Source organism: Sanguibacter sp. Leaf3, assembly GCF_001425965.1.
Classification (GTDB): domain Bacteria; phylum Actinomycetota; class Actinomycetes; order Actinomycetales; family Cellulomonadaceae; genus Sanguibacter; species Sanguibacter inulinus.
The window spans coordinates 434,039-460,333 of sequence record NZ_LMRH01000002.1 but is presented as its reverse complement, the minus strand read 5'-3'; the positions used below and the strand labels follow the sequence as shown (position 1 = coordinate 460,333).

Below are 26,295 nucleotides of genomic sequence, written 5' to 3'. Positions count from 1 at the left end.
ACTAGGGTCGGTCGCATGGTGGACATCAGGATCGCCCTTGCGCAGATCGACACGTGCGTCGGCGACGTCGACACGAACTCCCGGACCATCCTCGAGTGGTCGCGGCGCGCCGCGGCCGAGGGCGCCCACGTCGTGGCCTTCCCCGAGATGACGATCACGGGCTACCCGATCGAGGACCTCGCGCTGCGTGCGTCCTTCCAGCGGGCCGCCCGCGCGGCCGTGCAGACGATCGCGGACCAGCTGGTCGCCGACGGGCTGGGCGACCTCACCGTCGTGCTCGGCACGGTCGGGGCGCCGCAGGTGACGCGCACGAGCCCCGGGACCCGGCCGACCAACCAGGCCGTCGTCCTCCAGCACGGTGCGGTGACGGCCTCCTACGACAAGCACCACCTCCCGAACTACGGCGTCTTCGACGAGTTCCGCATCTTCGCGCCGGGCGCCGAGCCCTGCATCCTCGAGATCCAGGGCCGTCGTGTCGGGCTCGTGGTGTGCGAGGACATCTGGCAGGACGGCGGACCCGTCGCCGAGCTCGCCCAGGCCGAGGTCGACCTGCTGCTCGTGCTCAACGGCTCGCCCTTCGAGGAGGGCAAGGGGCACACCCGGACCGACCTCGCCGCCCGCCGGGCCCACGAGCTCCGCGCGCCGGTCGCGTACGTCAACATGGTCGGCGGCCAGGACGACCTCGTCTTCGACGGCGGGTCCTTCGTGGTCGGCGAGGACGGCTCGGTCCTGACGAGCGCACCCCAGTTCGTCGAGCATCTGCTCCTGTGGGACCTCGCCGCTGACGGCGAGCCCGAGCACCGTGGACCGCTCGCCCCGCCGCTCGGCGACGAGGAAGAGGTCTACCAGGCGATCGTCACGGGTGTGCGCGGCTACGTGCGCAAGAACGGGTTCCGCAGCGTGGTGCTCGGTCTGTCTGGCGGGATCGACTCGGCGCTCGTCGCCGCGATCTGCGCCGACGCGATCGGCGGGGAGAACGTCTACGGCGTCTCGATGCCCTCGACCTACTCCTCGGAGCACTCCAAGGACGACGCGGCGGACCTGGCCAAGCGCATCGGCGCCCACTACAGGGTCCAGCCGATCGCGCCGATGGTCGACGCCTTCCAGGGGCAGCTCGACCTGCAGGACGTCGCCGCCGAGAACCTCCAGGCGCGTGTGCGCGGCATGATCCTCATGGGTCTGTCGAACGCCGAGGGGCACCTCGTCCTCGCGACGGGCAACAAGTCCGAGCTCGCCGTCGGGTACTCGACGATCTACGGCGACGCCGTCGGCGGCTATGCCCCCATCAAGGACGTCGACAAGTCGCAGGTGTGGGCGCTCTCGCGCTGGCGCAACAACGCGGCCCTCGACGCCGGGCAGATCCCGCCGATCCCGGAGAGCTCGATCACCAAGCCCCCCTCGGCCGAGCTCCGCCCGGGCCAGGTGGACCAGGACTCCCTGCCGCCCTACGACCTGCTCGACGAGGTCCTCGACGCGTACATCGAGCACGCCGAGGGCCGGGCCGAGCTGCTCGCCCGCGGCTTCGACGAAGAGGTGGTCGACAAGGTCGTCTCCCTCGTCGACCGTGCCGAGTGGAAGCGCCGGCAGTACCCGCTCGGCCCCAAGGTCACGGCTCTCGCCTTCGGGCGCGACCGCAGGCTCCCGGTGACCTCGCGCTGGCGCGAGCCGCACGCCTGACACCCCCGCACCCCCGGCCGGTCACGACCTGTTCGGCCGTCTGACGCAGACCCACCCACGACGCAGAGGCAGCACACATGGCACAGCACTCGCTCCCCGGTTCCGGCACCGGAGCCGAGACCCCCGTCGCACCCGCACAGCGCAAGCGGTTCCGCGTGCACCACCTGGCCGAGCACAAGGAGGCCGGGCGCAAGCTCACGATGCTCACCGCCTACGACACCATCACCGCGCGGATCTTCGACGAGGCCGGGCTCGACCTGCTGCTCGTCGGCGACTCGGCCGGGGACAACGTCCTGGGCCACGAGAACACCATCCCGGTGACCCTCGACGAGATGGTCGTCGCGGCCCGCGCGGTCGCGCGCGCCGCCAAGCACTCGATGGTCGTCGTCGACCTGCCCTTCGGCAGCTACGAGGCCTCCCCCGAGCAGGCGCTCCAGTCCGCGGTGCGGATCTTCAAGGAGACCGGCGCCCAGGCCGTCAAGATCGAGGGCGGCAAGCGCATCGCCGCCCACGTCGCGCTCCTCACCGGCGCGGGCATCCCGGTCTTCGGGCACCTCGGGTTCACACCGCAGTCGGAGAACATGCTCGGCGGCAAGCGCGTGCAGGGTCGCGGCGACGAGGCGGCCGAGCTGCTGTGCGAGGACGCCCTCGCGCTCCAGGAGGCCGGCGCCGTGGCGGTCGTCCTCGAGATGGTCCCCGCCCCCGTCGCCGCACGGGCCACCGAGATCCTGCGGATCCCCACGATCGGCATCGGTGCGGGCAACGAGGTCGACGGGCAGGTGCTCGTGTGGACCGACATGGCCGGCATGGGTGCGTGGTCGCCACGGTTCGCCAAGCAGTTCGGTCAGGTCGGCCAGGCGCTGTCCGACGCGGCACAGTCCTACGTCGCCGAGGTGCAGTCCTCGACCTTCCCGGGGCCCGAGCACCAGTACGAGCACTGACCGGACTCAGCTGCCGGTCCAGGATGACGAGAAGGCCCCGACGACATCTGTCGTCGGGGCCTTCTCCTCTTGTCGGTCGCGCGAGCCGACCGGGGCTCGTCCGGGCTGTCAGGCCCGTTCGTCCTCCGCGTCGGCCTCGTCCCACGCCTCGGTACGGGCGTCGGCCTGCTGGAGCGCCTTCTGCGCCGTGTCGCGCGTGGGGTACGGGCCCATCCGGTTCGTCCACGACGACGGCTTGCCCTCTTCGACCTCTCGGGTCTTGGTGTTGAAGTAGAACTCGGCCACGGGGCCCTCCTCAGCTCTGCGCCTGGGGCGCTCTCTGAGCACCCATTCTGCCTGGGGGCCCACCATCTCGCCTGCCCTGGTCGCGCTCCTGGCGACTGCGGACGCCCTGGTCCGTAGACTGGGCCCATGTCTTCCGCGCGATCCAGCTCTCTGCTCGTCCCTGGCACCGTCGGTCCCCGACGCCAGGTCCCTGCGTCGATCCCCCGCCCGGAGTACGTGGGCCGTCCCGGACCGGCGCGGTACACGGGGCCGGACGTCGTCGCCCCCGAGGTGATCGAGCGGATCCGCGTGGCGTCGACGATCGCCGCCCGCGCCCTCGCCCTCGTCGGCGAGCACGTGGCACCCGGCGTGACGACCGACGAGCTCGACAGGATCGGGCACGAGTACATGCTCGACCACCACGCCTACCCCTCGACCCTGGGGTACCGGGGGTTCCCGAAGTCGCTGTGCACCTCGATCAACGAGGTCATCTGCCACGGGATCCCCGATTCGACCGTCCTCGAGGACGGTGACATCGTCAACGTGGACGTCACGGCGTACATCGGCGGGGTGCACGGCGACAACAACGCGACCTTCCTCGTCGGAGACGTCGACGAGGAGTCGCGGCTGCTCGTCGAGCGCACGCAGGAGGCGCTGGCCCGCGCGATCAAGGCCGTCAAGCCCGGACGTGAGGTCAACGTCATCGGGCGGGTCATCGAGAAGTACGCAGACCGGTTCGGCTACGGGACGGTCCGCGACTACACGGGGCACGGGGTCGGCGAAGCCTTCCACACCGGCCTCGTGATCCCCCACTACGACGCCGCGCCGCAGTACAGCACGGTGATCGAGCCAGGGATGGTCTTCACCATCGAGCCCATGCTCACCCTGGGCACGAACGACTGGACGATGTGGGACGACGGATGGACCGTCGTCACAGCAGACGGTCGACGGACAGCACAGTTCGAGCACACGCTGGTCGTCACCGACACCGGAGCGGAGATCCTGACACTGCCATGAGTCACTCGAAGAAGAGTCACAGCTCGCACGAGATCGCCTTCGGCATCGACGTGGGCGGGAGCGGCATCAAGGGCGCCCCCGTCGACCTCAAGACCGGCGAGTTCGCCGCCGACCGCGTCCGCATCCCGACCCCCGAGGGGTCGACACCCGAGGCCGTCACCGCGGTGATCGCGGAGCTCGTCACGAGCTTCGACCTGCCGGACAAGACACCCGTGGGCATCGCCTTCCCCGCGCCGATCTTGCACGGGGTGGTGCCCTCGATCGCCAACCTCGACCAGTCCTGGGCCGGGGTGAACCTCGACAAGATCGTGTCGAAGGCCCTGGACCGCACGGTCATCGGCGTGAACGACGCCGATGCCGCAGGAGTTGGCGAGGCCGTGTACGGCGCCGCCCGCGACAAGGACGGGACCATCCTGCTGGCGACGCTGGGGACCGGCATCGGGAGCGCGCTCCTGGTCGACGGTCACCTGCTGCCCAACACCGAGCTCGGGCACCTGGAGATCGACGGGCACGACGCCGAGTCCCGCGCCTCCGACCGCGCACGGACCCGCGACGACCTCTCGTGGGAGCAGTGGGCCGAGCGCCTGCAGCGCTACTTCGAGACCGTCGAGTACCTGTTCTCCCCCGACCTCATCGTCGTCGGCGGTGGCGTGAGCAAGCACCACGAGAAGTTCTTGCCGCTGCTCGACCTGCGCGCACCGATCATCCCGGCGAAGCTGCGCAACGCGGCCGGGATCGTCGGGGCGGCTCGTCTGGCGGCAGACGCCGACTGACCACGGCTCTCCCCCGCGGCCCCGTGCGGGGCCGAGCACAGCAGCAGCCCTCGACCGGAGACGGTCGAGGGCTGCTGGCGTCTGTGGCGTGGTCGGGCGCGCTGCGGCTGCGTCGGTAAACGCATAGCTCGCCCGGTCAGGTACCGACCTTGGAGGACGAGAGACTGCGCAGTGCGCCCTGTCCTGGGCCGCGCTGAGGGCGTGCTGTCAGCGCTTGGGCTGCGGGCCGACCAGCTCGTCGACGCCGAGCATCGCGAGCACGTCGCTCACGACAGCCGGCGGGTCGACGAGCGTGACGTCGAGGCCCTCGTCGCGGCCGATGGTGCAGACCTGTACGAGGAAGGCGATGCCCGTCGAGTCGATGAACTCGACCTTCGAGGTGTCGATGACGACCGGCAGGTTCCGGTCCAGGGCCCTCGCGAGCGCGCCGCTCGCGTCAGGCCGCAGCGCGCTGTCGACCTCGCCCCACATCTGCAGGACGCTCCGCCCCGGCTCTTCGAGGAGGCCGATGCCGCTCACCCTGGTGTCGATGCTGTCCATGCCGAAACCACTTCCTGACGATGTCGTCGGAGCTGGTGCCCCCGCGCCGGGCCGAGCCCGGTGCCACCAGATCTCCGACGAGTCTAGGCGCGGATTCTTGCTCTTGGCAATGTCTTGACGCTTTCCATACGGTAAGGATTCCCTCAGTCAGGAGCGGCCAGTCACGACCTGGACGACGCGCCTCGCTTGAGCATCCCCCACAGGACTGTCGCGGCGAAGAGCACGAGTGCGATGACGGCGAGCCACAGGAGGCCCTTGATGACGAAGCCGAGGACGGCCAGGACGGCCCAGACGATGAGGATGCCGATGATGATGTTCATGTGCTGACCGTAGATCGGGCCCCCTCCTCCCGCACGCGCAGCCGGGACGCCCCCACCCCACCCCCAGCAGCACACGAGGACCGCAGAGGTCTCGCGCTGGCACACGATCCTCGCTAGGTTCGCACCATGGGGTGACCGCCACCTGCACGTGCAGCACCGAGGAGCAGCTCATGATCAGGTTCTTGCTCAGGACGCTCATCTTCCTCGCGTCGGCCGCCCTCGGGCTGCTGGCCGCCGACGCCGTCCTCGACGACTTCTCGATCACGGCCTCAGGCTTCGTCGTGACGGTGGTCGTGTTCGCCGTGATCCAGAGCGTGCTGGCACCGTTCATCGCCAAGATGGTCTCGCGGTACGCACCGGCCTTCCTCGGCGGGATCGGGCTGCTCGCCTGCTACGTCGCCCTGCTCGTCGCATCCTTCGTCGGCGACAGCCTGACGATCCGTGGCGTGAGCACCTGGGTGCTCGCCACGATCATCGTCTGGTTGGTGACCGCGCTCGCGACCTTCTTCCTGCCCTTCGTGCTGCTCCGCAAGGCCGCGAACGGCGAGCGCGTCCCGCGGGGTCGGCGCCCGCAGCAGACGTCCTGAGCGCGCGAGCCGTCGGCAGGCACTCGACGTGACCTAGGTGCCGGCTGACGCCAGCTTCGCCGTCGCTGGGTGCTTTGCCACCGCTGCTGACCTGCACGGACAGTGCCTCGACGATCGGGACTCCTCCCCATCGACGGCGGCGCGCAGCGGCCCTACCGTAGGGACGGGCCGAAGGCCGACCCGCGTGCAGCAGAGGAGTCAGGACGGATGAGCGAGCCCGACGGCCGTGTGCCGCGGTCCTACGTGACGCGGCCGCCTCGCGACGTCGTGCCCGACGAGCCCGTGGTCCCCGAGCTGTCGCCCCGCGAGCGCAGGCTCGCGCAGTACAGGTCGACGGCCGCGACCGGCGGCGGCGCAGCCTCCCTCGCAGGACCAGCAGCGCCTCACCGCCTGCTCGTCGCGGCGACAGTCCTGGCGGGTGCGCCTGCCGCCCTCGTGCTGGGGGCCACGCTCTCCGCGCTCATGACGACACTCACCCTGCCGCTCGGTCTGCCCGAGTGGTGGGGGCGCGGCTCGTGGAACCTCATCGTCATGACCTTCACGCTCGGACCGTGGCTGCTGGCCTCGTGCGTGGTGGCCGTGCTGCTCCTGCTGGTCGAGCTGGTCCGGCCGCAGCCGCGAGACGGCTGGGGACGGACATCGCCGAGGGGCCGCCCGTCCGTCGCACTGATGGTCTCGACCCTCGGCCTGGTCGCCCTGAGCCCGCTCCTGGCCTTCTCGGGTTTCATGCTCTTCCTCGCCTCGGCCTACGTCTGCGCCTCGTCCTCGGCGACGTGCTGGTGAGCTGAGACTCTGGCGAGTCGTCGGGGCGCGGACCACGGCCTAGGGCTCCTGACCTCCGGCGGTGCCCCGGGGCGACCGAGCGGTCGACTCGTCAGCGCTGCGCGGACTCCGCGGCGCGGCTGTGCAAGACGTCCGGGACCGCGACCAGCGCGGTGAGCGCCCCGAAGAGCAGCGCGCTGCGGGTGTGCGGCAGGCGGACCCCGCGCGTGGCACGAGCCTCGTTGCGGTGGAACACCTTCTTCTCGACGACGACCGTGAGCACGCTGCTGCCCACGAGGACCAGACCGGCGCCTGCGAGCGCCGCGACCTGGGTCGTGCGGTCCATCCCGTCGGGGGCGACGGTCGAGGGTGTCGTCTGCGTGCCGGTCCCCTCGCCTGCTGGTGCGTCGGAGGCCTGTGTCCCGTCGGACGCAGCCTGGGACGCGCGAGACCCGTCGAAGGTCTGGTCGGTGAGCTTCCACGGCGGTGTGCCGGTCCCACGGACCGTGGCGACGGTCTTCTGCCAGGTGTCGTCGTGGCGCATGTCGCGGATCCCCAGAGCAGCGAAGGCTGCGAGGCCTGCGGTCTTGAGGACCGTGCGCGCGGTCTTGGACCGCACGTAGTCCGGGAGGGCGTACCACCCCACGACGAAGGCCGTGGTGGCCGCAGTCGTGCGGATGACTGATCGGGAGTCCGGCTGGGGCGCGTCGATGGTCGTCATCGCTCGATGCTATCGGTCCGCAGCTCCATGCAGACCAGCCGTTCCCGGCTCTCCCACGACGGGACGACCGCGAAGCCGGAGCGTTCGTAGGTGTGGATGGCCGGGGTCCGCCAGTCCCACACCGAGAGCCGCACGGGCCGTGGGAGCCGCGCGAGCGCCTCGGCGAGCAGACGTCTGCCGACACCGTGCCCGCGGTAGGCGGGGTCGACCCAGAAGCGCGCGATCGACGCTGCCCCCGCCTCGGCAGAGAGGACGACCATGGCGACTGCTTCCCCGTCTGCCACTCCGAGCAGCACCGTGGAGCTCGCGAAGGCGGCTGCCGGGTCGTCGACCTCGGACTGGTAGCGCGCGGGGAGCGACCCGTCGACGTGCTCGTCTGCGAGAGCGTGCTCGGCCTTCTCTGACTCCGTCTGACGGAGGTAGGCGGTGACAAGCCGAGAGACGACTGTGGAGTCCTGCGGGAACCGCGCTTCACGGACCTCGGCTGGAGAGGTCTCGTCTGCGGGTCCGGGGTCGTGGTCAGGCACGACCCTGACTCTAGCGAGGGCGGATGAGCTGGCCGGTACGCCGGGTTCTGTGTCCCGCGCGCAGTTGCCCGCACGCGGGTGACGACCATCCATCTACGACGTACGTTGCCGCACGCCTCTAGCGGTCTACCCGGGTGCTCGGGCGAGCAGCCCTCGAACACACCCTGTCTGACCTTGCTCCAGGTGGGGTTTACCTAGCCGCGCCAGTCACCTGGCGCGCTGGTGGTCTCTTACACCACCGTTTCACCCTTACCCCAGACGCGGACGTCTGTGGCGGTCTGTTCTCTGTGGCACTGTCCCGCGGGTCACCCCGGGTGGGCGTTACCCACCACCTCGCTCTGTGGAGCCCGGACGTTCCTCGGCAGGGCCGAAGCCCTGACGCGGTCGTCTGGCCAACTCATCCGCGTCCCCAAGGGTACGCGACCCGGAGTGGTCGGGGCCGCACCTCCCGGCTCCCGAGCTCGTCCCCCGCCGAGGCTCACACCTCGACCGTGTACCCCAGCGTCAGCTCGTCGCCGCTGACCCCGCGGATGCCCCAGCTCTCGCGGGGGCTCTCGATCAGGACGATCTCGAGGTCGTCGACGGGTAGGTCGAGCGGACCGCAGACGCGCTCGTACATCTGCCGGATCAGCTCTCGCCGGGCTTCACGGCTGCGTCCGGTGAAGGCGACCACCTGGACGACGAGGTACCGGGGGCCGCGCTGCGGGGCGACGAGGTCGTCGTCGTCGAGCCAGACGAAGCGCTGGAACTTCTTCTCGGGCGGGTACTGCCAGGCGTCGACGAGCGCGGCGTGCAGCGCGTCGGAGAGCTCTTGACGCTGGTCGCGCCACTGCGAGCGCCTGCCGTGCACGATGATCTGACCCATGCGGGCGACCTTAGGGGCGTGCCGGGGACCCGTGCAAGGATTGTGTGCATGAAGTTCGACGACGCCTCCTGGCACACCGAGGGAGACTTCCCCGAGGGTCTCCCACCCGAGGCCGGTGCGACACACATCGGCATGTTCCTCACCTGGTTGATCCGGGCCCAGCACCTGTCGGACGAGGTCTTCGCCGACGCACCCGAGGACATCTTCGCCGTGCAGGCGGGCACCATGTCAGGCGCGGAGTTCCTGCTCACCTGGTTCGACGGCCAGCTCGGAGACGCCGTCCTGTCGAAGACCGGTGCGGACTTCGCGATGGCGTACTACGAGGGGGCCGGCGGGGACGTCACCTTCCTGTCCGACTACGCAGAGGCCTTCTCGGACGTCCCCGGGATCGACACGCTGTACAAGGTGCCGGACACCCAGGAGAGCTACGACCGCGTCGGCCCGATGATCTCCTACCGCTTCGAGCAGTGGCTGCACGACGGCCGTCCTGCGTTCCTCAGCTGAGAGGCACGACGATGACCACCTCTGCATGGACGACCCTGTCGTCGACCGTCGCGTACGAGAACCCGTGGATCCGGGTCCGCGAAGACGCCGTCGAGAGGCCTGACGGCTCCGAAGGCATCTACGGCGTCGTCGAGATCCGCAACCCTGCGGTGTTCGTCGTCGCCCTCACGGACGACGACGAGGTGGTGCTCGTCGAGCTCGAGCGCTACACCATCGGCCAGATGTCGCTCGAGGTCCCCGCAGGCGGCTCCGACGGTGAAGACCTGCTGCTCGCCGCGCAGCGCGAGCTGCGCGAGGAGACCGGGCTCGAGGCCGACTCGTGGGAGCCCATCGGCTCGATGCTCACGCTCAACGGTGTGTGCCACGCCCCCGAGCACGTGTTCCTCGCACGGGGCCTCCGTCCCTCCGCGCAGGCGCACGAGCAGGCGGAGGAGGGCATCGTCGGGACGCGGACGGTCCCGTGGGCACAGGCCCTGGACCTCGTCCGGGACGGGACGATCACCGACGGCGAGACGGTCGCCGCGCTCATGTACGCGGCGCTCGCCCTCGGTCGGGTGCGATAGGACGATTCATACACGAAGCGCACATCTCGTCCACGTCGGCTAGCCTTCCTCCAGGACCGCACCTCACCGGTGCGCGCTGAGCGAAGGAGCTTCGATGACGACCTCCCTGACCGACCCAGACTCCGCCCCTGAGGTGCTGCGCAACGATGCCGGCGCCCCTGTCGGGATCGTCGAGAAGCATCGGTGGACCCCGCCGAAGATCGCCCTCTGGGTCGCGATCGGTCTGCTCGGAGGTCTGGGCTGGACCATGATCGCGATCGTCCGCGGCGAGCAGGTCAACACGATCTGGTTCATCGTCGCGTCGGTCTGCACGTACTCCTTCGCGTACAGGTTCTACGCGCGCTTCATCGAGCGTCGCCTCATGCGTCCCGACGACCGCCGGGCGACACCTGCCGAGCGCATCGACAACGGCAAGGACTTCGACCCGACCGACCGTCGGGTGCTCTTCGGCCACCACTTCGCCGCGATCGCCGGCGCCGGGCCGCTCGTCGGGCCTGTCCTCGCGGCACAGATGGGGTACCTGCCGGGGACCATGTGGATCATCTTCGGCGTGGTCGTCGCGGGCGGCGTGCAAGACATGCTCGTGCTGTTCTTCTCGCTGCGGCGCGGCGGCCGGTCGCTCGGTCAGATGGCTCGCGACGAGATCGGCCGGGTGGGCGGGACCATCGCGATGGTCGTCGTCTTCGTCATGATGATGATCGTCCTGGCGGTCCTCGCCCTCGTGGTCGTCAACGCCCTCGCGGAGAGCCCGTGGGGTGTGTTCTCGATCGGCTGCACCATACCGATCGCGCTGTTCATGGGCGTGTACCTGCGGTTCATCCGGCCGGGGCGGGTCACCGAGATCTCGCTCGTCGGCTTCGTGCTGCTCATCGCGGCGATCGTCGGCGGTCGTTACGTCGCCGAGAGCTCCTTCGGCGAGGTGTTCCACCTCTCCCCCGTGGCTCTCACGTGGGCGCTCATCATCTACGGCTTCGGCGCCGCGGTGCTGCCGGTGTGGTTGCTGCTCACCCCGCGGGACTACCTGTCGACGTTCATGAAGGTCGGCACGATCCTCGTGCTCGCCGCAGGCATCGTCGTCGTCATGCCGATGGTCCAGATGCCCGCGGTCACCGAGTTCGCGAGCAACGGCGAGGGCCCGGTGTTCTCGGGTTCGCTGTTCCCCTTCCTGTTCATCACCATCGCCTGCGGAGCCCTCTCCGGGCTGCACGCGACGGTCGCCTCAGGCACCACGCCCAAGATGGTCCAGAAGGAGTCGCAGGTCCGGCTCATCGGCTACGGCGGCATGCTCATGGAGTCCTTCGTGGCGATCATGGCGCTCGTCGCCGCGATCTCCCTCAACCAGGGCGTGTACTTCGCGATGAACATGCCCGAGGCCATGACGCAGGGCACCACCCAGGGTGCTGTCGAGGCCGTCGACGGTCTCGGGATCACCGACATCGCGGGCGACCCCGTCGAGGTGTCGTGGGAGACCGAGATCGACGGCGAGATCGTGACGCTCACCGGGGCCGAGGCTCTCGACGCCGTCGCCTCCGACGTCGGCGAGCCCTCGGTGGTCTCCAAGACCGGTGGCGCACCGACCCTCGCCGTCGGCATGGCGAACATCTTGCACAACGTGTTCGGCGGCAAGGCGATGATGTCGTTCTGGTACCACTTCGCGATCATGTTCGAGGCCCTGTTCATCCTCACGACGGTCGACGCCGGCACCCGGGTCGCGCGGTTCATGCTCTCCGACTCTCTCGGCAACTGGGTGCCACGGTTCCGCAACCCCTCGTGGCGGCTCGGCAGCTGGTTGTCGACCGCTGTGGTCGTCGGAGCGTGGGGTGCGCTGCTCATGATGGGCGTGACAGACCCGCTCGGCGGGATCCGGACGCTGTTCCCGCTGTTCGGTATCGCCAACCAGCTGCTGGCCGCAGCAGCGCTGACCATCGTCACCGTGATGGTCGTGCGCCGCGGGTACGTGCGGTGGGTGTGGATCCCGCTCGTGCCGCTCGTGTGGGACGTGGTCGTGACCTTCACGGCGTCGTGGCAGAAGATCTTCTCCGACGTCCCAGCGATCGGGTACTTCGCACAGCGCTCGCTCTACCAGGACCGCATCGCCGCCGGTGAGTTCACCGACGCGGCGGCTCTCGCAGACGCCGAGGCCGTCGTGCGGAACACCACGGTCCAGGGGACGCTGTCGATCATCTTCGTGCTCATGGTCGCCGCGTTGCTCGTCACGGCAGCACGGGCGATCTGGGTCGCACTGAGGTCCCCTGGGGAGGTCACGACCTCGGAGGACCCCTTCGAGGAGTCCTCGCTCTTCGCACCGCAGCACCTGCTCGCGACGCCAGCCGAGAAGGAGCTCGAGGCGGAGGTCGCGGCGGGCGGCAGGCCGGCGCCCAGGCGCGGCGGGCACGACGGGCACGGTCCCGGCGGTCGCTCACCCGGTGCCTCCGACGGACCGGACGGAGCGGGACGATGAGGAGCGTGGGAGGTACGCAGGTGACGGATCGCGAGGTCGTCGCTCACGACGTCGACGTGACGACAGGGTCGAACGCCGCGGCTCACGACCCGGCGTCCCGGCGGAGCCCCGCCACCCGTCTGCTCCGCCGGTCCTGGCACCACATGACCCGGGCCGCCTCCGGCATCCGGTGGTACGTGCACGAGCTCATGGGCGACACCGCCTACGCCAAGTACGTCGCCCGGCACGAGGTACTCCACCCGGGGGTCGAACCGTTGACCGAACGGGCGTTCTGGCGGCAGCGGACCGACGAGGCGGAGCGGGCACCCGTCGCCCGCTGCTGCTGAGCCGACGACGGGCGTCCCCACCTCTCGCCGCTGACTAGACTTCTCCGGGTGCTGATCCTGCTGCCCCCGTCTGAAGGCAAGTCTCCGGCGACCGCAGGGACGCCCGTCGACCTCGCCGCCCTGAGCGCCCCGTCGCTCACCCGGCACCGCACGAAGGTCATGCGGGCCCTCGCCAAGGCCAGTGCCCGCAAGAATGCCCTCCACGTCCTCGGCGTCGGGCCGAGCCTGGCTGAGGACGTCGCCCGCAACACCCGGCTCGACTCCGAGCCCGCCGCCCGGGCTGCGTCCGTCTACACAGGGGTCCTCTACGCGGCCGCCGGGCTCGACGACCTCACGGTCGAGCAGGCTGCGCTGGCCGCTGCCTCGGTCCGCACGGTCTCAGCCCTCTGGGGTGCGGTCTCCCCCGACGACGTCATCCCCGCCTACAGGTTGTCGATGGGCACCGACCTCCCGGGCGTCGGCCCGCTGGCCCCGACGTGGCGGCCCCACCTCGAGAAGGTGCTGAGCCCGCTCGCGACCGGCGACGTCGTGGTCGACTGCCGCTCGGCCGCCTACCTCGCCGCGTGGAAGCCCGCGAAGAGCACCGACTGGGTGAGCGTCCGCGTGCTGCGCGAGCTCGACGGCAAGCGGTCTGTCGTCTCCCACAACGCGAAGCACACCCGCGGGGTCCTCACCCGCCACCTGCTCACCCGCGCGGGCGAGCAACCGCGCACCGCCGAAGAAGTCCTCAAGGCCGCGCACGAGCTCGTCGGCGGCGCGCTGCTCGACGCGACGCTGCTCGACGGCAAGAACGGCGCGTCGACCCTCGAGCTCGTCGTCGTCTGACCCGGACGCCGTCCGACGCCGCGCTCCTCGGCACAGCGCCGTCGCAGTCCGCCGCGACTCACCCCAGCGTCGACGCGTGGTCCGGCACGTAGGTCTGGAGCTCGCGCGGGGTGCGCCTGTAGCCGGTCGACGCCGGGCGCTCCGGCAGGGAGATCGGCGGGTGGGTCACCTCTTCGTAGGGCACCGTCGAGAGCAGGTGGGAGATCATGTTGATCCGCGACCGCTTCTTGTCTTCGCTCTCGACCACGAACCACGGCGAGGCCGGGGTGTCGGTGTGGATGAACATGTCGTCCTTCGCGCGGGAGTAGTCCTCCCAGCGGGCGATCGACTCGAGGTCCATCGGCGACAGCTTCCACTGGCGCATCGGGTCTTCGAGCCGCGACGCAAAACGCTTCTCCTGCTCGGCGTCCGAGACGGAGAACCAGTACTTGCGGAGCATGATGCCGTCGTCGATGAGCAGCTGCTCGAACACCGGGCACTGCGCCATGAAACGCTTGTGCTCGGCAGGCGTGCAGAACCCCATGACCCTCTCGACGCCCGCCCTGTTGTACCAAGACCTGTCGAAGAGGACGATCTCTCCCGCGGCCGGCAGGTGCTCGACATACTTCTGGAAGTACCACTGAGACTTCTGCCGCTCGGTCGGTGCCGGCAGCGCGGCGACGCGCACGTGCCGGGAGTTGAGGTACTGCGTGACGCGCTTGATCGCCGAGCCCTTTCCTGCGGCGTCGCGCCCCTCGAAGACGATCACCAGCCGCTCGCCCGACTCGCGCACCCACTCCTGGAGCTTGACGAGCTCGGACTGCAGCCTGAACAGCTCTGCCTCGTAGACGGACTTCTTGAGCTTGGGCAGCTTCGGCGGAGAGTCGTCGCCCGTGTCCTGGGGACCTCCGGGGACGTGGACGTCGCCGGCCTCCGTGGCCGGGACCGGCTCGGTCGCCTTCGAGCGGCGGGAGCGGGATGAGCTGGTGTCGTTCGCCATCGGACGTCCTCCTCGGTGCGGGCCCACGAGCAGGGCCGACGTGTGGTGCTGCGACCCATCATGCACCCCAGCCCGCCTGCACGGCCCGGCCGGGAGACCCCGATAGCCTCAGACGATGACCGACACCGAAGAGCCACTGTCCGGGGGCAACGCGTCGCAGGGCGTGGTGCGGGTCGGGGAGACAGTCCGCAAGCCGTGGACCGCCGCGACGCCTGCCGTCCACGAGGTGATGCGACGGGTCCGCGCGGCTGGTGTCGACGTCCCCGAGGTGATCGGCCAGGACGAGCAGGGCCGCCAGGTGCTCGAGATGATCCCGGGGACGCTCGCCATGGACTCCCCGCCGCTGACCCACGAAGAGCTGGCTCGCGTCGGACGGCTGGTCAGGTCGATCCACGACGCGACCCGCGACCTCGTCCCCGACCCGGCCGTCCCGTGGGAGGACCTGCTCCCGACGACAGGCGCGGACCTCGTCTGCCACAACGACCTCGCGCCCTGGAACCTGCTCGTCGGTGAGCGGTGGGTGTTCATCGACTGGGACGGGGCCGGTCCGAGCACCCGGCTGTGGGACCTCGCCTACGCCGCCCAGTCCTTCACGATCAACGACTCCAGGATCGACCCGGCCGAGGCCGCAGCTGGCCTGGCAGCCTTCGTCGAGGGATACGGGGCCGACCAGGCGCTGCGAGACGAGCTCCCGCAGACGCTGGGCCGCCGCACCGCAGCGATGCACGATCTGCTGCGCTCCGCGCACGAGACGGGCCGCGAGCCCTGGGGCACCATGTACACCGCGGGCCACGGGTCGCACTGGCGCGAGGCCACCCGGTACGCCCGCGCGCACGAGGAGACCTGGCGGCGCGCGCTGCGCGGTCGCTGACCGGTCAGATCTCGGGCGGGATGCCGATCGCGGTGATCTCCGACGTGCCGTCGGCCCAGTACCGGATCATGCTCACCGACGCCGGGGCGATCCGGATGCGGTGCCACTGCGAGGCCGGCGCCCCGAAGGCCGTCCCGATGACCGATCGCAGGGCGACGGCGTGCGAGACCACGACGACGGTCTTGCCGAGGCTGCTCGCGATGAGGTCGTCCATCGCTCCTGCGAGGCGCTGCCCGGTCTGGGCGATCGACTCGCCCCCGGGGATCGCGAAGGTGCCGGTCTCGTGCCAGTCGCGCAGCTGACCAGGCCACCGCTCTTCGATCTCGTCGGAGGTCAGCCCCTCCCACTCGCCGAAGTCGCCCTCGGCCAGGCGTGGGTCGGTCACCACAGCGCGGCCGAGCCGGCGGCTGATCGCCGTCGCCGTCTCCTGCGTACGGATCATCGGGGAGGCGACGATCGCCGTAGCACGCGGGACGTCGGGCCAGATCTGCCGTCCGATGCGGTGCACCAGGTCGGCGGCCTGCGCGGCCTGGATCCGGCCGTGCCCGCTCAGGCTCGGTCCGGGGACCCCGCCGCCCGAGTAGGCGCCGCTCGTCGTGTGGGGCGTGACGCCGTGCCTGATGAGGATCGCGGTGAGCGGCTCGTCGGTGTCAGGACGGTATGTCGCGCCCGTCGGACGGGCGACCTGGAGCCGGGTGTGGCCGACGTCCCCGCCGGAGACCTGGTGCTCGGCAGCCTCGTCGGGGGTGATCGTCTCTCCCGGCTCACGCGGTCCTGCTCCCCCGGTGGTCTCCGGCGTCTGGCTCATCGTCACTCCTTCGGGCGGTCGTCCTTGATACGGACCAGGATGCGCCCACACTCTTCGCAGCGCACGACGTCCTCAGGGGCTGCGGCACGGATCGCGGAGAGGTCGGTCTGGTTCATGTCGAGCTGGCAGCCCTCGCAACGACCGCCGCGCAGCGCTGCGGCACCCTGGCCACCGAGCTGCGTGCGGATCTTGTCGTAGAGCGTGACGAGCGCGGCGTCGAGCCCGTCGACGGCCTTCGCCCGGTCGGCCTGGACGACCTCGAGCTGGGCGTTGATCTCCGCGGTCTGGGCGTCGACCTCGGCGAGGGCGGCGGCCTTCGCGTCGGCGGTCTTCTGGTGCGCCTCGTCGAGCTTCGCGAGGGTGTCCTCGTGGGCCTCGAGACGCTCCATGACCTCGAGCTCGACCTCTTCGAGAGCCTCCTGGCGGCGGCCGAGCGACTCGAGCTCGCTCACGAGGGCCTGGGCGTCCTTGGCGCCGACGGCGCCCGAGTCGAGGCGCTGCTGGTTGCGGGTGGCACGCGTGCGCACCTGCTCGACGTCGCCCTCGGCCTTGGCGAGCTCGCGGCGGAGGTCGCTCGCGGCGGTCCTCGACGCGACCAGAGCGCTGTTGAGGTCGGCGAGCTGTCCGTCGATCTCCTTGACCGTCGCGAGCGCGGGGAGCGTGGTGCGACGGTGCACGAGCTGCTGGGCTCGGGTGTCGAGCGCCTGGACGTCCAGGAGTCGGCGCTGGTCCTCGACAGGGGCCTTGGTCACAGCTGGTGTCCTTCCGTTGGGTCTTCAGAGTTCAGGTCGTCGGCGTCAGGCGAGCCGAACCGTGCGGTCCACGGGTCGGTGCGCAGGACGCTGACTCTGGTCACCACCGTAGTGCCGTCGGCGGTGCAGTCGTGCACGAGGTCCTCGGCTGCGTAGGCGAGCCAGGGCCACTCGCTCGCGAAGTGCGCGGTGTCGATCAGGAACGGCGTGCCGCTGCCCGCCGGTGCTCCCGCTGCCAGAGCGTCGAGGCGCGCCTGCTCGCGGGCCTCGGACACGCCGTGGTGCTTGAGGTCGGAGGTGACGTAGACGTCGGCCCCGGCGGCGCGCGCGGCACCGATGAAGGAGTCGCCCGAGCCCCCGAGCACGGCGACGGTCTCGACCGTCGCGTCGAGGTCACCCGAGGCCCGGACGCCCTGGGCCGTGGCGGGCAGGACAGCCGCGACGTGCTCGGCGAAGGCCCGCAACGTCGTGGGGCTGGCGAGGCGACCGACCCGCCCGAGGCCCGTCGCCGCACCGGGCTCGTGCGGGTCGAGCGGCCGGCGGTCGACGATGCCCAGGAGGTCTGCGAGCGCGTCGTTGACGCCGCGCTCGGCGGCGTCGCCGTTGGTGTGCGCGACGTAGAGCGCGCACCCGGCCTCGACGAGCCTGTGGACGACCGAGCCCTTGACCGTCGTGGCGGCGACCGAGTGGACGCCCTTCAGCAGGAGGGGGTGGTGGGTGACGACGAGGTCGGCACCCCAGGCGACCGCCTCGTCGACGACGTCCGCGACGGGGTCGACGGCGAAGAGCACGCGGCGCACCTGGCGCTGCGGGTCGCCGACGACGAGGCCGACGGCGTCCCAGTCTTCCGCGGTCGACGGCGGGTAGCGCTCGTCGAGGAGGTCGACGACGCGGGCGAGCGTCGGAGACGGGCTGGTGTCGGTGGGCTGTCCTGGCTCGTCGGTCACTGTGGCAGGTTACCGTCCGGCGGGTGGCTGGCGCTGGACCCGGCGCGAGGCACGACCGGTCGACGGGCGTCCGTCAGCTGTTGAGCGAACAGCTGGAGACGACCTGACCGTCGATGATCACGGACGACTCCGCCGTCCATCCCGGCCCGAGGTCGCTCACACCGAGCGTGAGGTCGCCGAACGGGGTCCCGTCGACGTCCGTGGCACCGTCGGGCGTTCCTGCAGGCAAGACCGTGTTGGTGATCTCCTCGGTGCCGTCGGCACCGGTGACCACGAGCTCGACGGTAGTCGGCTCTGCAGTGCTGCGGTGCCACCTCCAGCTCGCTGTGACCTCTTGCGCCGGGTTGAAGGTCGTCCGCTCGACCCAGAACCGTCGCTCGGAGGTGACGCTGCTGTCCGCCCGGATCGTCACGCCCGTCGGCGCGAAGGAGCCAGAGTCGAGGATCGGGAAGCCGCAGTCGACCATGTCGGAGCTGCTCGATCCTGCGGTCGACCAGGGGAACGAGAAGCACGCGAGCACGACGCTCACGACAGCGACCCCTCCGGTGACGCGGTTCTCCCACTCGCCGGTCGCCGGTTCGCCGATCGTCCCGCGCGCGCCCGGCCGCCCGGTCCAGGTGCCGTCACGGCGTGTGGCGATCCGGGCCACGAGCGGGTGGGCGCGCACGGTCCGTGTCCGCAGGACGACGGTCCCGAGGAGCGAGTCGGCGAAGGTGCGTTCCTCCGGGTGCCAGAGGGGGCGCAGGTACCCGATGCAGAGGATGGCGTCGAGCAGGTGGGCGAGGTCGCGCAGCACCGTGCGCACGAGCCCGACGGGCTGGCCGGTCTGGTCGTCGACGACTGCGATGCCGACGATGCGCTTGCCGGGAGTCGCACCGCCGTAGGCCTGGAGCAGCACGAGGGAGAGCACGGCGGCGGCGACGGCGACCTTGCTCCCCCAGGTCAGGCCTGCGAGGGTGAGGCCGTCAGAGTCCGGGAACGGCACCGGGAGCGTGAAGGTGCTGGTCCCGTACGCGGCCCCGGCGACGAGGAAGATCAAGCCCCCGAGGACGAAGCCGTCGATGATCACGGCGACCACGCGTGACGACCACGCGGCGTAGCTCCTGTCGTCGAGGACCTCGGGGACGACGTCGGGGCGGGAGTCGGCGATGACCATCAGACCATCCTGGCACGGGCGTCCGCCCGGACCGAAGAGGGGCGTGGGCGAGGTCAGGTGCGCAGCGCACCCGCGACCACGGCGAGCCACCCAGCCCAGAAGGCCTTCCACCGCTCGCCGTCGGCTGCCGAGGTGAGCCTCTCGTGGCTGACCGTGACCCGGCAGCGTCCCTCCCCCGCTGTCGCGAGGGTGAAGAGGATGCTGCCGAGCGGAGCGCTGCCGTCGGCGAGCGCGAGACGCAGCGCCTTGGAGGTCGGCTTGGACCGGAGCGTGACGTCGAGACCGGGGAGCAGAGCGGCACGGGTGCCCTCGTCGAGGAGCGCCGTCCGGAGGTCGCTCTCGTCCGCCGAGAGGGTCGCGGTCTTGCTCACGGCGAAGGACCCGTCGGCCATCTGGCCGGGGACCCGCTGCCCGGTGAGCCGTCGGACTCCGACGGCGACGCCGTGCGCCCACCACCCGGCGAGGCCGTGCTGCTCCCCCGCCCAGGTGGCGATCTCTGAGTGCGAGGCTCCCCGGCCCGGACCGTCCGCGGCGAGCGCGACCCACTCGTCCCAGCCGCGTCCAGTTCCCGCGCGGATCTTCTCGTCGGACATCTCAGGAGCGGAGGAGTCGGGGCTCGTCTCCTCCGTGCCGGCAGACAGGCGGTCCTGGCGTTCCTGCTCGACGAGCCCGGTCAGAGGGGCGAGCGCGCTGAGGTCGACGATGGCGGCGGCTGTCATGGACCGAACCTAGTCGTGATCAGCCCCCGGGGACCAGGGCCGTAGGCCCCTGCCCGGGCTATCCGAAGACCGTGAGGTCGACGTCCTCGACGCTCATGAGCGACGGCAGGTGGTGCACCCCAGCACCAGCGGCCCGCACCCGTTCGACAGCGAGGGCCGCCATGAGCCCCGTGGCGCGGGACTGCCCGACGCCCGTGGCGCTGCCGTGGACGCGCTCGGCGTCGCGGACCTGGAGGTACCAGCGCTCACCGCCGGGCATGGGGATGCTGGTCGGCAGGTGCCGTGCTCCGGGTACCCAGGTGAGCGCGGCGAGGGAGGTCGTCGCGAACCGTGAGTCGAGGCCGAAATAGCTGCGGACGGGGCGGTCGAGCTCTGCGGTCAGGGTCGTCTGGTCGGAGAAGTCTGTGCGGTACAGGCGGCGGCGCCCCGTGGGGAGGTCGAAGGTGGCAGGGCGGGTGTAGCTGCGGACCGGCGACCCTGTCGCGGGGTCCACGAAGCTCTGCCCGAGCATCCCGTAGACCCAGGCGGCCCCGGCAGCACCGTGCTGCTCACCGGCACCGAGGACGATCGCGACGTCGAGCGGGAGGGTGCTCTGCCTGGCTGCGGCGTGCGCCAGCAGGTTGGTCAGCCCGGGGGCGATGCCGACGCTGAGCGCGACAGGTGCGGCGAGGTCGAGAGCCTCGATGCCGGCGATGTAGGTCGCTGTCGCGGTGATGTCGACGAAGGCCGCTCCGGCTCCTGTCGCGGCGGTGACCACGCGCGGGTCTTCGCGTCCGGAGGTGTTGAGGACGATGTCGGCCGATGCAGCGGCGCGCGCGACGGCGGTGAGGTCGCCGAGGTCGAGGACCAGATCGGCGCGGGTCGCATCCCGTCCGGCTGTCGTCACGGTGTGCCCGCGGGAGCGCAGGTGCTCGACGGCGTAGCTGCCGGCTGCGCCGTAGCCGCCGAGGGCGAGGACCGTGAGTGCGGAGCTGCTGGGCTGGGGCTGGAGTGGGGCGGGGGACGTCATCAGATCCTCTTCTCGAACAGTGGTGTTTGAGATGGAACCTAGCACAACATGAACACCGCTGTTTGAGATCGGTGCGACGTCGGCTAGCCTGAGCCTGTGACCACCACCTCCCCACGACGCTCGGATGCCCGACGCAATCGCGAGGCGATCCTCGCGAGCGCCCTGACGCTCTTCGCGCGGGACCCGAATGCGTCGATGTCGGCCATCGCCGCGGCGGCAGGCGTCGGCAGGGTGACGCTCTACGGGCACTTCGCCGGCCGCGACGAGCTGGTCGAGGCCGCGCTCGCCGCAGCGGTCGAGCAGTCAGACCGGCTGCTCGCCGAGGTCGACCTGTCCGGCGACCCCCTCGACGCGCTCGTCCGGCTCATCAGGTCCTCGTGGCGCCAGGTCGAGGCCAACAGCGCCGCGCTCGACGCGGCGCTGGCAGCCCTGGGCACGGATCACGTGCGCGCGTCGCACGACGGTGTGCTCGCCCGGGTACAGGAGATCATCGAGCGTGGGCAGGGCTCGGGGACGTTCCGCGTTGACCTGAGCGCGGGCTGGCTCACGGCCGTCGTCTACTCGACGCTGCACACAGCCTGCGCGGAGGTCGCGTCGGGCCGGCTGGCGGCCGACGAGGCGGAGAGCGCCATCATCGCGACGGTGACGAGCGCCCTGGCCGCCTGACCACGACGCCCGCAGGGCGACCTGCTCGCGCCGGGGAGCGACCTGCTCGCGCAGCGGACAGGGGGTGCGCCGACGAGCGAGAGGGTGGTACACCACCGTCGTAGGCCGCGGGCCCACGGCAGCGGCTCTCCCGTCGACATCACGCACAAGGAACGGTCCGTCCCATGACACCGACGACGACGCCCCGTACAGGCTCGCTCCTCGCCCTCGCGCTGGCAGGTGCCCTCCTCAGCGGGTGCAGCGGCCCAGCAGACAGCGAGGCCACACCCGCTCCCGCAGCAAGCCTGGCAGCGACGAGCACCTCGGCACCGGAGCCCAGCGCCGAGCCCGCAACGGCGACCGCGACCGCGACCGCGACCGACGATGCGCCTGGCGCGACGGCCGGGGACTTCCCCACCTGCGACGAGGTGAAGGCAGTGCTCGGACCCGTGGTCGAAGGCCTCGTCGAGCTCGACGAGAGCGAGAACGGTGTGGCCACCGGGGCCACCGGCGCCGCCCTCGGCTGCAGCTGGTACACGCCCGAGACAGACGGATCGAGCACGGCCCTCGATCGGTACGGCTTCATCTCCCTGGGCGTGTCCCACGACCCCGAGTACACCGCGGAGAGCATGGAGCCGCTGGGGTGGGTCGTCGACGACCCCGCGGTCTCGGCCGCAGGCGCCTGGGCCCTCAAGGTCGGCGGAGGCTACGACCCAGCCGCCCAGCTCGACGCGACAGGTGTCCAGGTGGTGCGGGACGGCGTGGTCGTCGTCCTCACCTCAGGCGGTGTCGCCCTCCAGGACGTCCCCCAGCTGGCAGCACTAACCGAGGAGTGGGCGTTGGGCGCCGGGGTGGCAGTGCTCGACCTCATGGGCTGACCCCGGGGGCTGGCTAGAGCAGGCCCGGCGTCTTGCCCGGCCGCATGCCGTCAGGTCCCGGTGCGCGGCGGGCACGGGTCGCGATGTAGCGCAGGAGTGCGCTGTCGACGAGGAGGACGACACCGATCGCCCCGGCCCAGAGCTGACCCTGGACGATCCCGAAGGCCAGGAAGGCGAGCCCGAGGACCGCGAGCGCCACGGCGACGGCGGGGCGCAGCTGCGCGAGCCCGTCGAGGCCGGTGGGCCGGGCAGGTCGGGGCGCGTCGGGGAGCGGGGGTCTGGCGTCGTACGTCATGTCGGCTCCTGTGGTCGGGGTCTCGGTCCCGCGCATCGCCGACCGCCAGGGCGGACCGGGCACGGGTCGGACACCCAACCCTAGGCGCAGTGCTCGTCACCCGCCCGAGAAGAGCGTCGGCACGGCCCCACCGCTGTGTCCCGGGCCGTCCTGGCTCGCTGGTCTCACCTCCGTCGACGACCGTCGCGTCTCGGCCGACACCTCGTCGGAGTGGGCCATCAACTGTGCGCGGTCACAGTACGTGACTCAGTCGTGCGGCGCCGGGCACACACAGAACGTTCTCCTGCCTCGAAAGCCTCGCCCTCTGGGACTGTGACCGTGTACAGTCCACCGCGACACATCCTCCAGGTCAGGTCATGGACGACCGCCGAACCCTCGACCACCGTCGCGGCCCCTGAGGACCCGGGTCACCTTCGAACAAAGATGCTCGACAGGAAAGGACTCCCCCGAATGCACCCAGCACGACGACGTCTCCCCCGCAGTCTCGCGGCGGCGGCCACGGCAGGTGCCGTGCTCCTCACCCCGCTCCTCGCGACCTCCGCGAGCGCGGCCGACGACCCCACCGGACCTGTCGACGCCGGGATCGTGGTCGACAAGGTCGACGGCCTCCCCGCGGACTTCATCAACGGCGTGGACATCTCCTCGATCCTGGCCCTCGAGGAGAGCGGCGTGACGTTCCGCGACTGGGACGGCCAGACCGCCGACGTCTTCGACGTGCTCGAGTCGGCCGACGTGAACTACGTGCGCGTCCGAGTGTGGAACGACCCCTTCGACGCGCAGGGCAACGGCTACGGCGGCGGGGACAACGACATCGCTGCGGCGGTCGAGATCGGCGAGCGCGCCACAGCGCACGGCATGAAGCTGCTCGTCGACTTCCACTACTCCGACTTCTGGGCCGACCCCGCCAAGCAGAAGGCCCCCAAGGCCTGGTCCGCCATGACGGTCGCGCAGAAGGCCGAGGCCACCGAGGAGTACACGGCCGACGCCCTCACCCAGCTCAAGGACGCCGGCGTGGACGTCGGCATGGTCCAGGTCGGCAACGAGACCAACAACGGCGTCGCCGGGGTCACGGGCTGGGCGGGCATGTCGCAGATCTTCAGCGCGGGCAGCAGCGCCGTCCGCGAGGTCTACCCGGACGCCCTCGTCGCGGTGCACTTCACCAACCCTGAGCGCGCGGGCTCCTACGCGAGCATCGCGAAGCAGCTCGACACCTACGGCGTGGACTACGACGTCTTCGCGAGCTCGTACTACCCCTTCTGGCACGGGTCTCTGAGCAACCTCACGACTGTGCTGGACCAGGTCGCGACCACCTACGGCAAGCAGGTGATGGTCGCCGAGACCTCGTGGAACTACACCCTCGAGGACGGCGACGGCCACGAGAACACCATCCGCCCCGCGACCGTCTCGTCGAAGTACCCGTCCTCCGTCCAGGGTCAGGCGACGGCGGTCCGCGACGTCATGCAGGCCGTGAGCGACGTCGGCCCCGAGGGCATCGGCGTCTTCTACTGGGAGCCCGCGTGGCTGCCTGTGGGCACGCCCGACCAGCTCGAGCAGAACAAGCTCTTGTGGGAGGCGCACGGCTCCGGCTGGGCCTCGAGCTACGCGGCCGAGTACGACCCCGAGGACGCCGGCGAGTGGTACGGCGGGTCGTCGTGGGACAACCAGGCGCTCTTCGACGTCCAGGGGAAACCGCTCGAGTCGCTCCGCGTCTTCCAGTACGCCCGCACCGGTGCCACCGCGCCGCGTGAGGTCGTCAGCGTCGAGAAGGTCACCCTCAGCGTCGCCGACGGCTCGCCCGTCGCGCTGCCCGCGACGGTCCAGGTCACGTACAACGACGGCAGCGTCGAGGCGCACCCCGTCACCTGGTCGATCTCGGTCGACTGGATCCGTGGCCCCGGCACGTACACGATCTCGGGGAAGACGGTCGACGGTGTCGCTGTCTCGGCGACAGTGACGGTCACCGCGGTCAACCACGTCGTGAACCACAGCTTCGAAGACGCGAGCACCGCCCCGTGGACCCTCAGCGGGCCGGGTGCGGGGACAGGCGCGTCGATCACCGCTGACGTCGACGCAGCAGACGGTGCCCGCGCCCTGAAGTTCTGGGACGATGCCGCCTACGCCTTCAGCGTCGAGCAGACGATCACCGGCGTCCCGGCCGGGACCTACACGCTCACCGCGAAGAGCCAGGGCGGCGCAGTCGGACCGACCGACACCCTCACCCTGAGCGCCTCGAGCGGTGGGACCGAGCTCTCAGCCCCGATCACCCTCGACGGGTGGCGCGTCTTCAGCACCGCGACCGTCGGCGACGTGGTCGTCGGCGACGACGGCACCGTCACCGTCGCAGCCCGGTACTCCCTGAGCGCAGGAGCCTGGGGCAACCTCGACGACCTGCGCCTCACCCGCGTCGAGACGTCCGGGGACATCGACACGAGCAGCCTGGAGAACGCCCTCGCGGTCGCCCAGACTGTCGACCGCGCGCTCTACACCCCGGAGTCGCTCGCGACCCTCGACCTCGCGGTCGAGACGGCCGGTGTCGTGCTCTCCGGCTCGCGCGCCACCCAGGACGACGTGGACGCTGCGACGGCCCTCGTCGACGCGGCTGTCGCCGGGCTCGTCGAGATCGAGGCCGAGCTCGTCTCGATCTCCGTCACGCCGCCGACCCGCACCACCTACGCGGTCGGCGACACCTTCGACCCGGCCGGGATGACGGTCACGGCGACCTACGCTGACGGCTCGACGGCCGACGTCACCGCCCAGGCGACAGTGACCGGGACCGACTTCTCGACTCCCGGCACCAAGGCGCTCACGGTGACCTTCGAGGACCAGACCGCCACTGTCGTCGTCACCGTCGACGGGACCACGACCCCCGAGGTCCCGGGCACCCCGGAGATGACGCTCAACGCCACGTCGGTCACCGCGGGCGACGACGTCACCGTGACGGTCACCGGGCTGGAGCTCCCGGAGGTCGAGATCGGCATCGAGAGCGAGTACCAGCGTCTGGCCGGGGTGACGGTCACCGACGGCACCGCGTCCGCGACGGTGACGATCCCGGCCACCCTCGAGGCCGGGACGCACACCCTCCAGGCGCGCGACGCCTCCGGGGTCGTGCTGGCCCAGGCCGAGATCACGGTCGCCGCCGCGACCGTGATGACACCGACGGACCCGACCGCCCCGGGCACCACCGAGCCGACCGGAGCCGCGACACCTGCCGCCGGCTCGGGCACGGGGACGACCGCCACCGGGACGCTCAGCCAGACCGGTGCCGACGTGGCACTGCTCGCCGGGCTCACCACGCTGCTCGTCGCGGCGGGTGCCACGGTGCTCGTCCTGCGCCGCCACCGCGCGGGTACCTCACCCGTGCGCTGACGAGGAGCTGCAGCACCGGACGGCGGGCCGGGACATCGAGGAGCACAGCTCCTCGGGTCCTGGCCCGTCGTGGTCTGCACCGGTGGACGTCGTCGTCGGTGCTCGGTGGTGGCGCCCCGCTCCGGACCGACGATGCTGCGCGGCCCTTCTCCGGTCCCCGGTGCCGGGCTCCGGCATCTCGAGCCGCTGCGCCTGGT

Annotated in this window: 29 protein-coding genes and 1 other RNA gene; 15 read left to right on the top strand and 15 right to left on the bottom strand. The window is 70.9% G+C overall.

Translation table 11 applies throughout. The features are described from left to right. Positions 1-15 precede the first annotated feature (15 nt). Positions 16-1,677: an NAD+ synthase gene (locus tag ASG53_RS09495; RefSeq protein ID WP_056131989.1), complete on the top strand. Its 1,662-nt coding sequence runs from the start codon at positions 16-18 to the stop codon at positions 1,675-1,677. A 77-nt stretch (positions 1,678-1,754) separates the two neighbouring features. Next, positions 1,755-2,618: a 3-methyl-2-oxobutanoate hydroxymethyltransferase gene (gene panB / locus ASG53_RS09490; protein WP_056131987.1), complete on the top strand. Its 864-nt coding sequence runs from the start codon at positions 1,755-1,757 to the stop codon at positions 2,616-2,618. 108 nt (positions 2,619-2,726) lie between these two features. Here the strand turns inward: panB and ASG53_RS19850 are convergent, their stop codons facing one another. Further along, complete coding sequence (locus ASG53_RS19850) at positions 2,727-2,903, bottom strand: SPOR domain-containing protein (RefSeq protein ID WP_156382739.1); 177 nt, start codon at positions 2,901-2,903, stop codon at positions 2,727-2,729. Between the two features lie 126 nt (positions 2,904-3,029). On the opposite strand from ASG53_RS19850, the gene map reads away from it, so the two are divergent. Next, positions 3,030-3,899 carry a type I methionyl aminopeptidase gene (map, locus tag ASG53_RS09485; RefSeq protein WP_056131983.1) on the top strand — a complete coding sequence of 290 codons (870 nt, stop codon included), beginning with the start codon at positions 3,030-3,032 and terminating at the stop codon, positions 3,897-3,899. Further along, entirely contained in the window at positions 3,896-4,672 is a 777-nt protein-coding gene (gene ppgK / locus ASG53_RS09480; protein WP_056131980.1) for a polyphosphate--glucose phosphotransferase, read from the top strand. The genes map and ppgK overlap by 4 nt, the downstream gene beginning before the upstream one ends. A gap of 207 nt (positions 4,673-4,879) precedes the next feature. Here the strand turns inward: ppgK and ASG53_RS09475 are convergent, their stop codons facing one another. Next, the gene (locus ASG53_RS09475; RefSeq protein ID WP_056131978.1) at positions 4,880-5,212 is read right to left on the bottom strand and encodes an STAS domain-containing protein; all 333 of its coding nucleotides are present in this window, start codon (positions 5,210-5,212) and stop codon (positions 4,880-4,882) included. A gap of 161 nt (positions 5,213-5,373) precedes the next feature. After that, a complete protein-coding gene (locus tag ASG53_RS20115; RefSeq protein ID WP_179912797.1) occupies positions 5,374-5,532 on the bottom strand; it encodes a hypothetical protein in 159 nt (52 codons plus the stop codon). 170 nt (positions 5,533-5,702) lie between these two features. On the opposite strand from ASG53_RS20115, the gene ASG53_RS09470 reads away from it, so the two are divergent. Both ASG53_RS09470 and ASG53_RS09465 read left to right on the top strand, forming a co-directional pair. Then, a complete protein-coding gene (locus ASG53_RS09470; RefSeq protein WP_056134014.1) occupies positions 5,703-6,119 on the top strand; it encodes a phage holin family protein in 417 nt (138 codons plus the stop codon). A gap of 207 nt (positions 6,120-6,326) precedes the next feature. After that, complete coding sequence (locus tag ASG53_RS09465; protein WP_056131975.1) at positions 6,327-6,902, top strand: hypothetical protein; 576 nt, start codon at positions 6,327-6,329, stop codon at positions 6,900-6,902. 91 nt (positions 6,903-6,993) lie between these two features. On the opposite strand, the gene ASG53_RS09460 is transcribed toward ASG53_RS09465, so the two are convergent. The 4 genes from ASG53_RS09460 to ASG53_RS09450 form a co-directional block, all read right to left on the bottom strand. Further along, positions 6,994-7,602, bottom strand: a complete 609-nt coding sequence (locus ASG53_RS09460) for a hypothetical protein (protein ID WP_056131972.1) — start codon at positions 7,600-7,602, stop codon at positions 6,994-6,996. Further along, entirely contained in the window at positions 7,599-8,129 is a 531-nt protein-coding gene (locus tag ASG53_RS09455) for a GNAT family N-acetyltransferase (protein ID WP_056131970.1), read from the bottom strand. Before ASG53_RS09455 ends, ASG53_RS09460 begins: the two co-directional genes overlap by 4 nt. Positions 8,130-8,149: 20 nt before the next feature. Then, positions 8,150-8,529: RNase P RNA component class A (rnpB, locus tag ASG53_RS13405), an RNA gene on the bottom strand. Positions 8,530-8,607: 78 nt separating this feature from the next. Then, positions 8,608-8,994 carry a tautomerase family protein gene (locus tag ASG53_RS09450; protein ID WP_056131957.1) on the bottom strand — a complete coding sequence of 129 codons (387 nt, stop codon included), beginning with the start codon at positions 8,992-8,994 and terminating at the stop codon, positions 8,608-8,610. 48 nt (positions 8,995-9,042) lie between these two features. On the opposite strand from ASG53_RS09450, the gene ASG53_RS09445 reads away from it, so the two are divergent. The 5 genes from ASG53_RS09445 to ASG53_RS09425 all read left to right on the top strand — a co-directional run bounded on the left by ASG53_RS09445 (position 9,043) and on the right by ASG53_RS09425 (position 13,673). Further along, a complete protein-coding gene (locus ASG53_RS09445; protein ID WP_056131954.1) occupies positions 9,043-9,498 on the top strand; it encodes a DUF7832 domain-containing protein in 456 nt (151 codons plus the stop codon). Positions 9,499-9,509: 11 nt separating this feature from the next. Beyond that, entirely contained in the window at positions 9,510-10,061 is a 552-nt protein-coding gene (locus tag ASG53_RS09440) for an NUDIX domain-containing protein (RefSeq protein WP_056131951.1), read from the top strand. A gap of 94 nt (positions 10,062-10,155) precedes the next feature. Beyond that, positions 10,156-12,522: a carbon starvation CstA family protein gene (locus tag ASG53_RS09435; RefSeq protein WP_082543950.1), complete on the top strand. Its 2,367-nt coding sequence runs from the start codon at positions 10,156-10,158 to the stop codon at positions 12,520-12,522. A 20-nt stretch (positions 12,523-12,542) separates the two neighbouring features. Further along, positions 12,543-12,848, top strand: coding sequence for a YbdD/YjiX family protein (locus ASG53_RS20600; protein WP_327286726.1), 306 nt, complete (start codon positions 12,543-12,545; stop codon positions 12,846-12,848). Between the two features lie 48 nt (positions 12,849-12,896). Then, complete coding sequence (locus ASG53_RS09425; RefSeq protein ID WP_056131948.1) at positions 12,897-13,673, top strand: YaaA family protein; 777 nt, start codon at positions 12,897-12,899, stop codon at positions 13,671-13,673. Positions 13,674-13,731: 58 nt separating this feature from the next. Here ASG53_RS09425 and ppk2 read toward each other — a convergent pair whose 3' ends face one another. After that, positions 13,732-14,652 (bottom strand): polyphosphate kinase 2, encoded by a 921-nt coding sequence (gene ppk2, locus ASG53_RS09420; protein WP_082543949.1) that lies wholly within the window; start codon positions 14,650-14,652, stop codon positions 13,732-13,734. A gap of 115 nt (positions 14,653-14,767) precedes the next feature. On the opposite strand from ppk2, the gene ASG53_RS09415 reads away from it, so the two are divergent. Next, positions 14,768-15,523, top strand: coding sequence for a phosphotransferase (locus ASG53_RS09415; protein ID WP_056131945.1), 756 nt, complete (start codon positions 14,768-14,770; stop codon positions 15,521-15,523). A 4-nt stretch (positions 15,524-15,527) separates the two neighbouring features. Here the strand turns inward: ASG53_RS09415 and ASG53_RS09410 are convergent, their stop codons facing one another. From ASG53_RS09410 to ASG53_RS09385, 6 genes are all read right to left on the bottom strand, one after another. Next, positions 15,528-16,331, bottom strand: coding sequence for a histidine phosphatase family protein (locus ASG53_RS09410; protein WP_082543948.1), 804 nt, complete (start codon positions 16,329-16,331; stop codon positions 15,528-15,530). A gap of 2 nt (positions 16,332-16,333) precedes the next feature. Then, a complete protein-coding gene (locus ASG53_RS09405) occupies positions 16,334-17,083 on the bottom strand; it encodes a zinc ribbon domain-containing protein (RefSeq protein WP_056131943.1) in 750 nt (249 codons plus the stop codon). Beyond that, positions 17,080-18,030 carry a Nif3-like dinuclear metal center hexameric protein gene (locus ASG53_RS09400; RefSeq protein ID WP_056131939.1) on the bottom strand — a complete coding sequence of 317 codons (951 nt, stop codon included), beginning with the start codon at positions 18,028-18,030 and terminating at the stop codon, positions 17,080-17,082. Before ASG53_RS09400 ends, ASG53_RS09405 begins: the two co-directional genes overlap by 4 nt. 73 nt (positions 18,031-18,103) lie before the next feature. After that, positions 18,104-19,186, bottom strand: a complete 1,083-nt coding sequence (locus ASG53_RS09395) for an RDD family protein (RefSeq protein ID WP_056131936.1) — start codon at positions 19,184-19,186, stop codon at positions 18,104-18,106. A 53-nt stretch (positions 19,187-19,239) separates the two neighbouring features. After that, a complete protein-coding gene (locus tag ASG53_RS09390; RefSeq protein WP_056131933.1) occupies positions 19,240-19,905 on the bottom strand; it encodes a hypothetical protein in 666 nt (221 codons plus the stop codon). A 58-nt stretch (positions 19,906-19,963) separates the two neighbouring features. After that, positions 19,964-20,914: a saccharopine dehydrogenase gene (locus ASG53_RS09385; protein ID WP_056131929.1), complete on the bottom strand. Its 951-nt coding sequence runs from the start codon at positions 20,912-20,914 to the stop codon at positions 19,964-19,966. Between the two features lie 96 nt (positions 20,915-21,010). Here ASG53_RS09385 and ASG53_RS09380 point away from each other — a divergent pair, with 96 nt between their 5' ends. Further along, entirely contained in the window at positions 21,011-21,580 is a 570-nt protein-coding gene (locus ASG53_RS09380; protein ID WP_056131923.1) for a TetR/AcrR family transcriptional regulator, read from the top strand. Between the two features lie 164 nt (positions 21,581-21,744). Next, entirely contained in the window at positions 21,745-22,437 is a 693-nt protein-coding gene (locus ASG53_RS09375) for a hypothetical protein (protein WP_056131920.1), read from the top strand. A 13-nt stretch (positions 22,438-22,450) separates the two neighbouring features. Here the strand turns inward: ASG53_RS09375 and ASG53_RS09370 are convergent, their stop codons facing one another. Further along, the gene (locus tag ASG53_RS09370; RefSeq protein ID WP_156382738.1) at positions 22,451-22,732 is read right to left on the bottom strand and encodes a hypothetical protein; all 282 of its coding nucleotides are present in this window, start codon (positions 22,730-22,732) and stop codon (positions 22,451-22,453) included. Positions 22,733-23,242: 510 nt separating this feature from the next. On the opposite strand from ASG53_RS09370, the gene ASG53_RS20595 reads away from it, so the two are divergent. Next, entirely contained in the window at positions 23,243-26,098 is a 2,856-nt protein-coding gene (locus ASG53_RS20595; RefSeq protein WP_327286725.1) for a glycosyl hydrolase 53 family protein, read from the top strand. Positions 26,099-26,295: the final 197 nt, after the last annotated feature.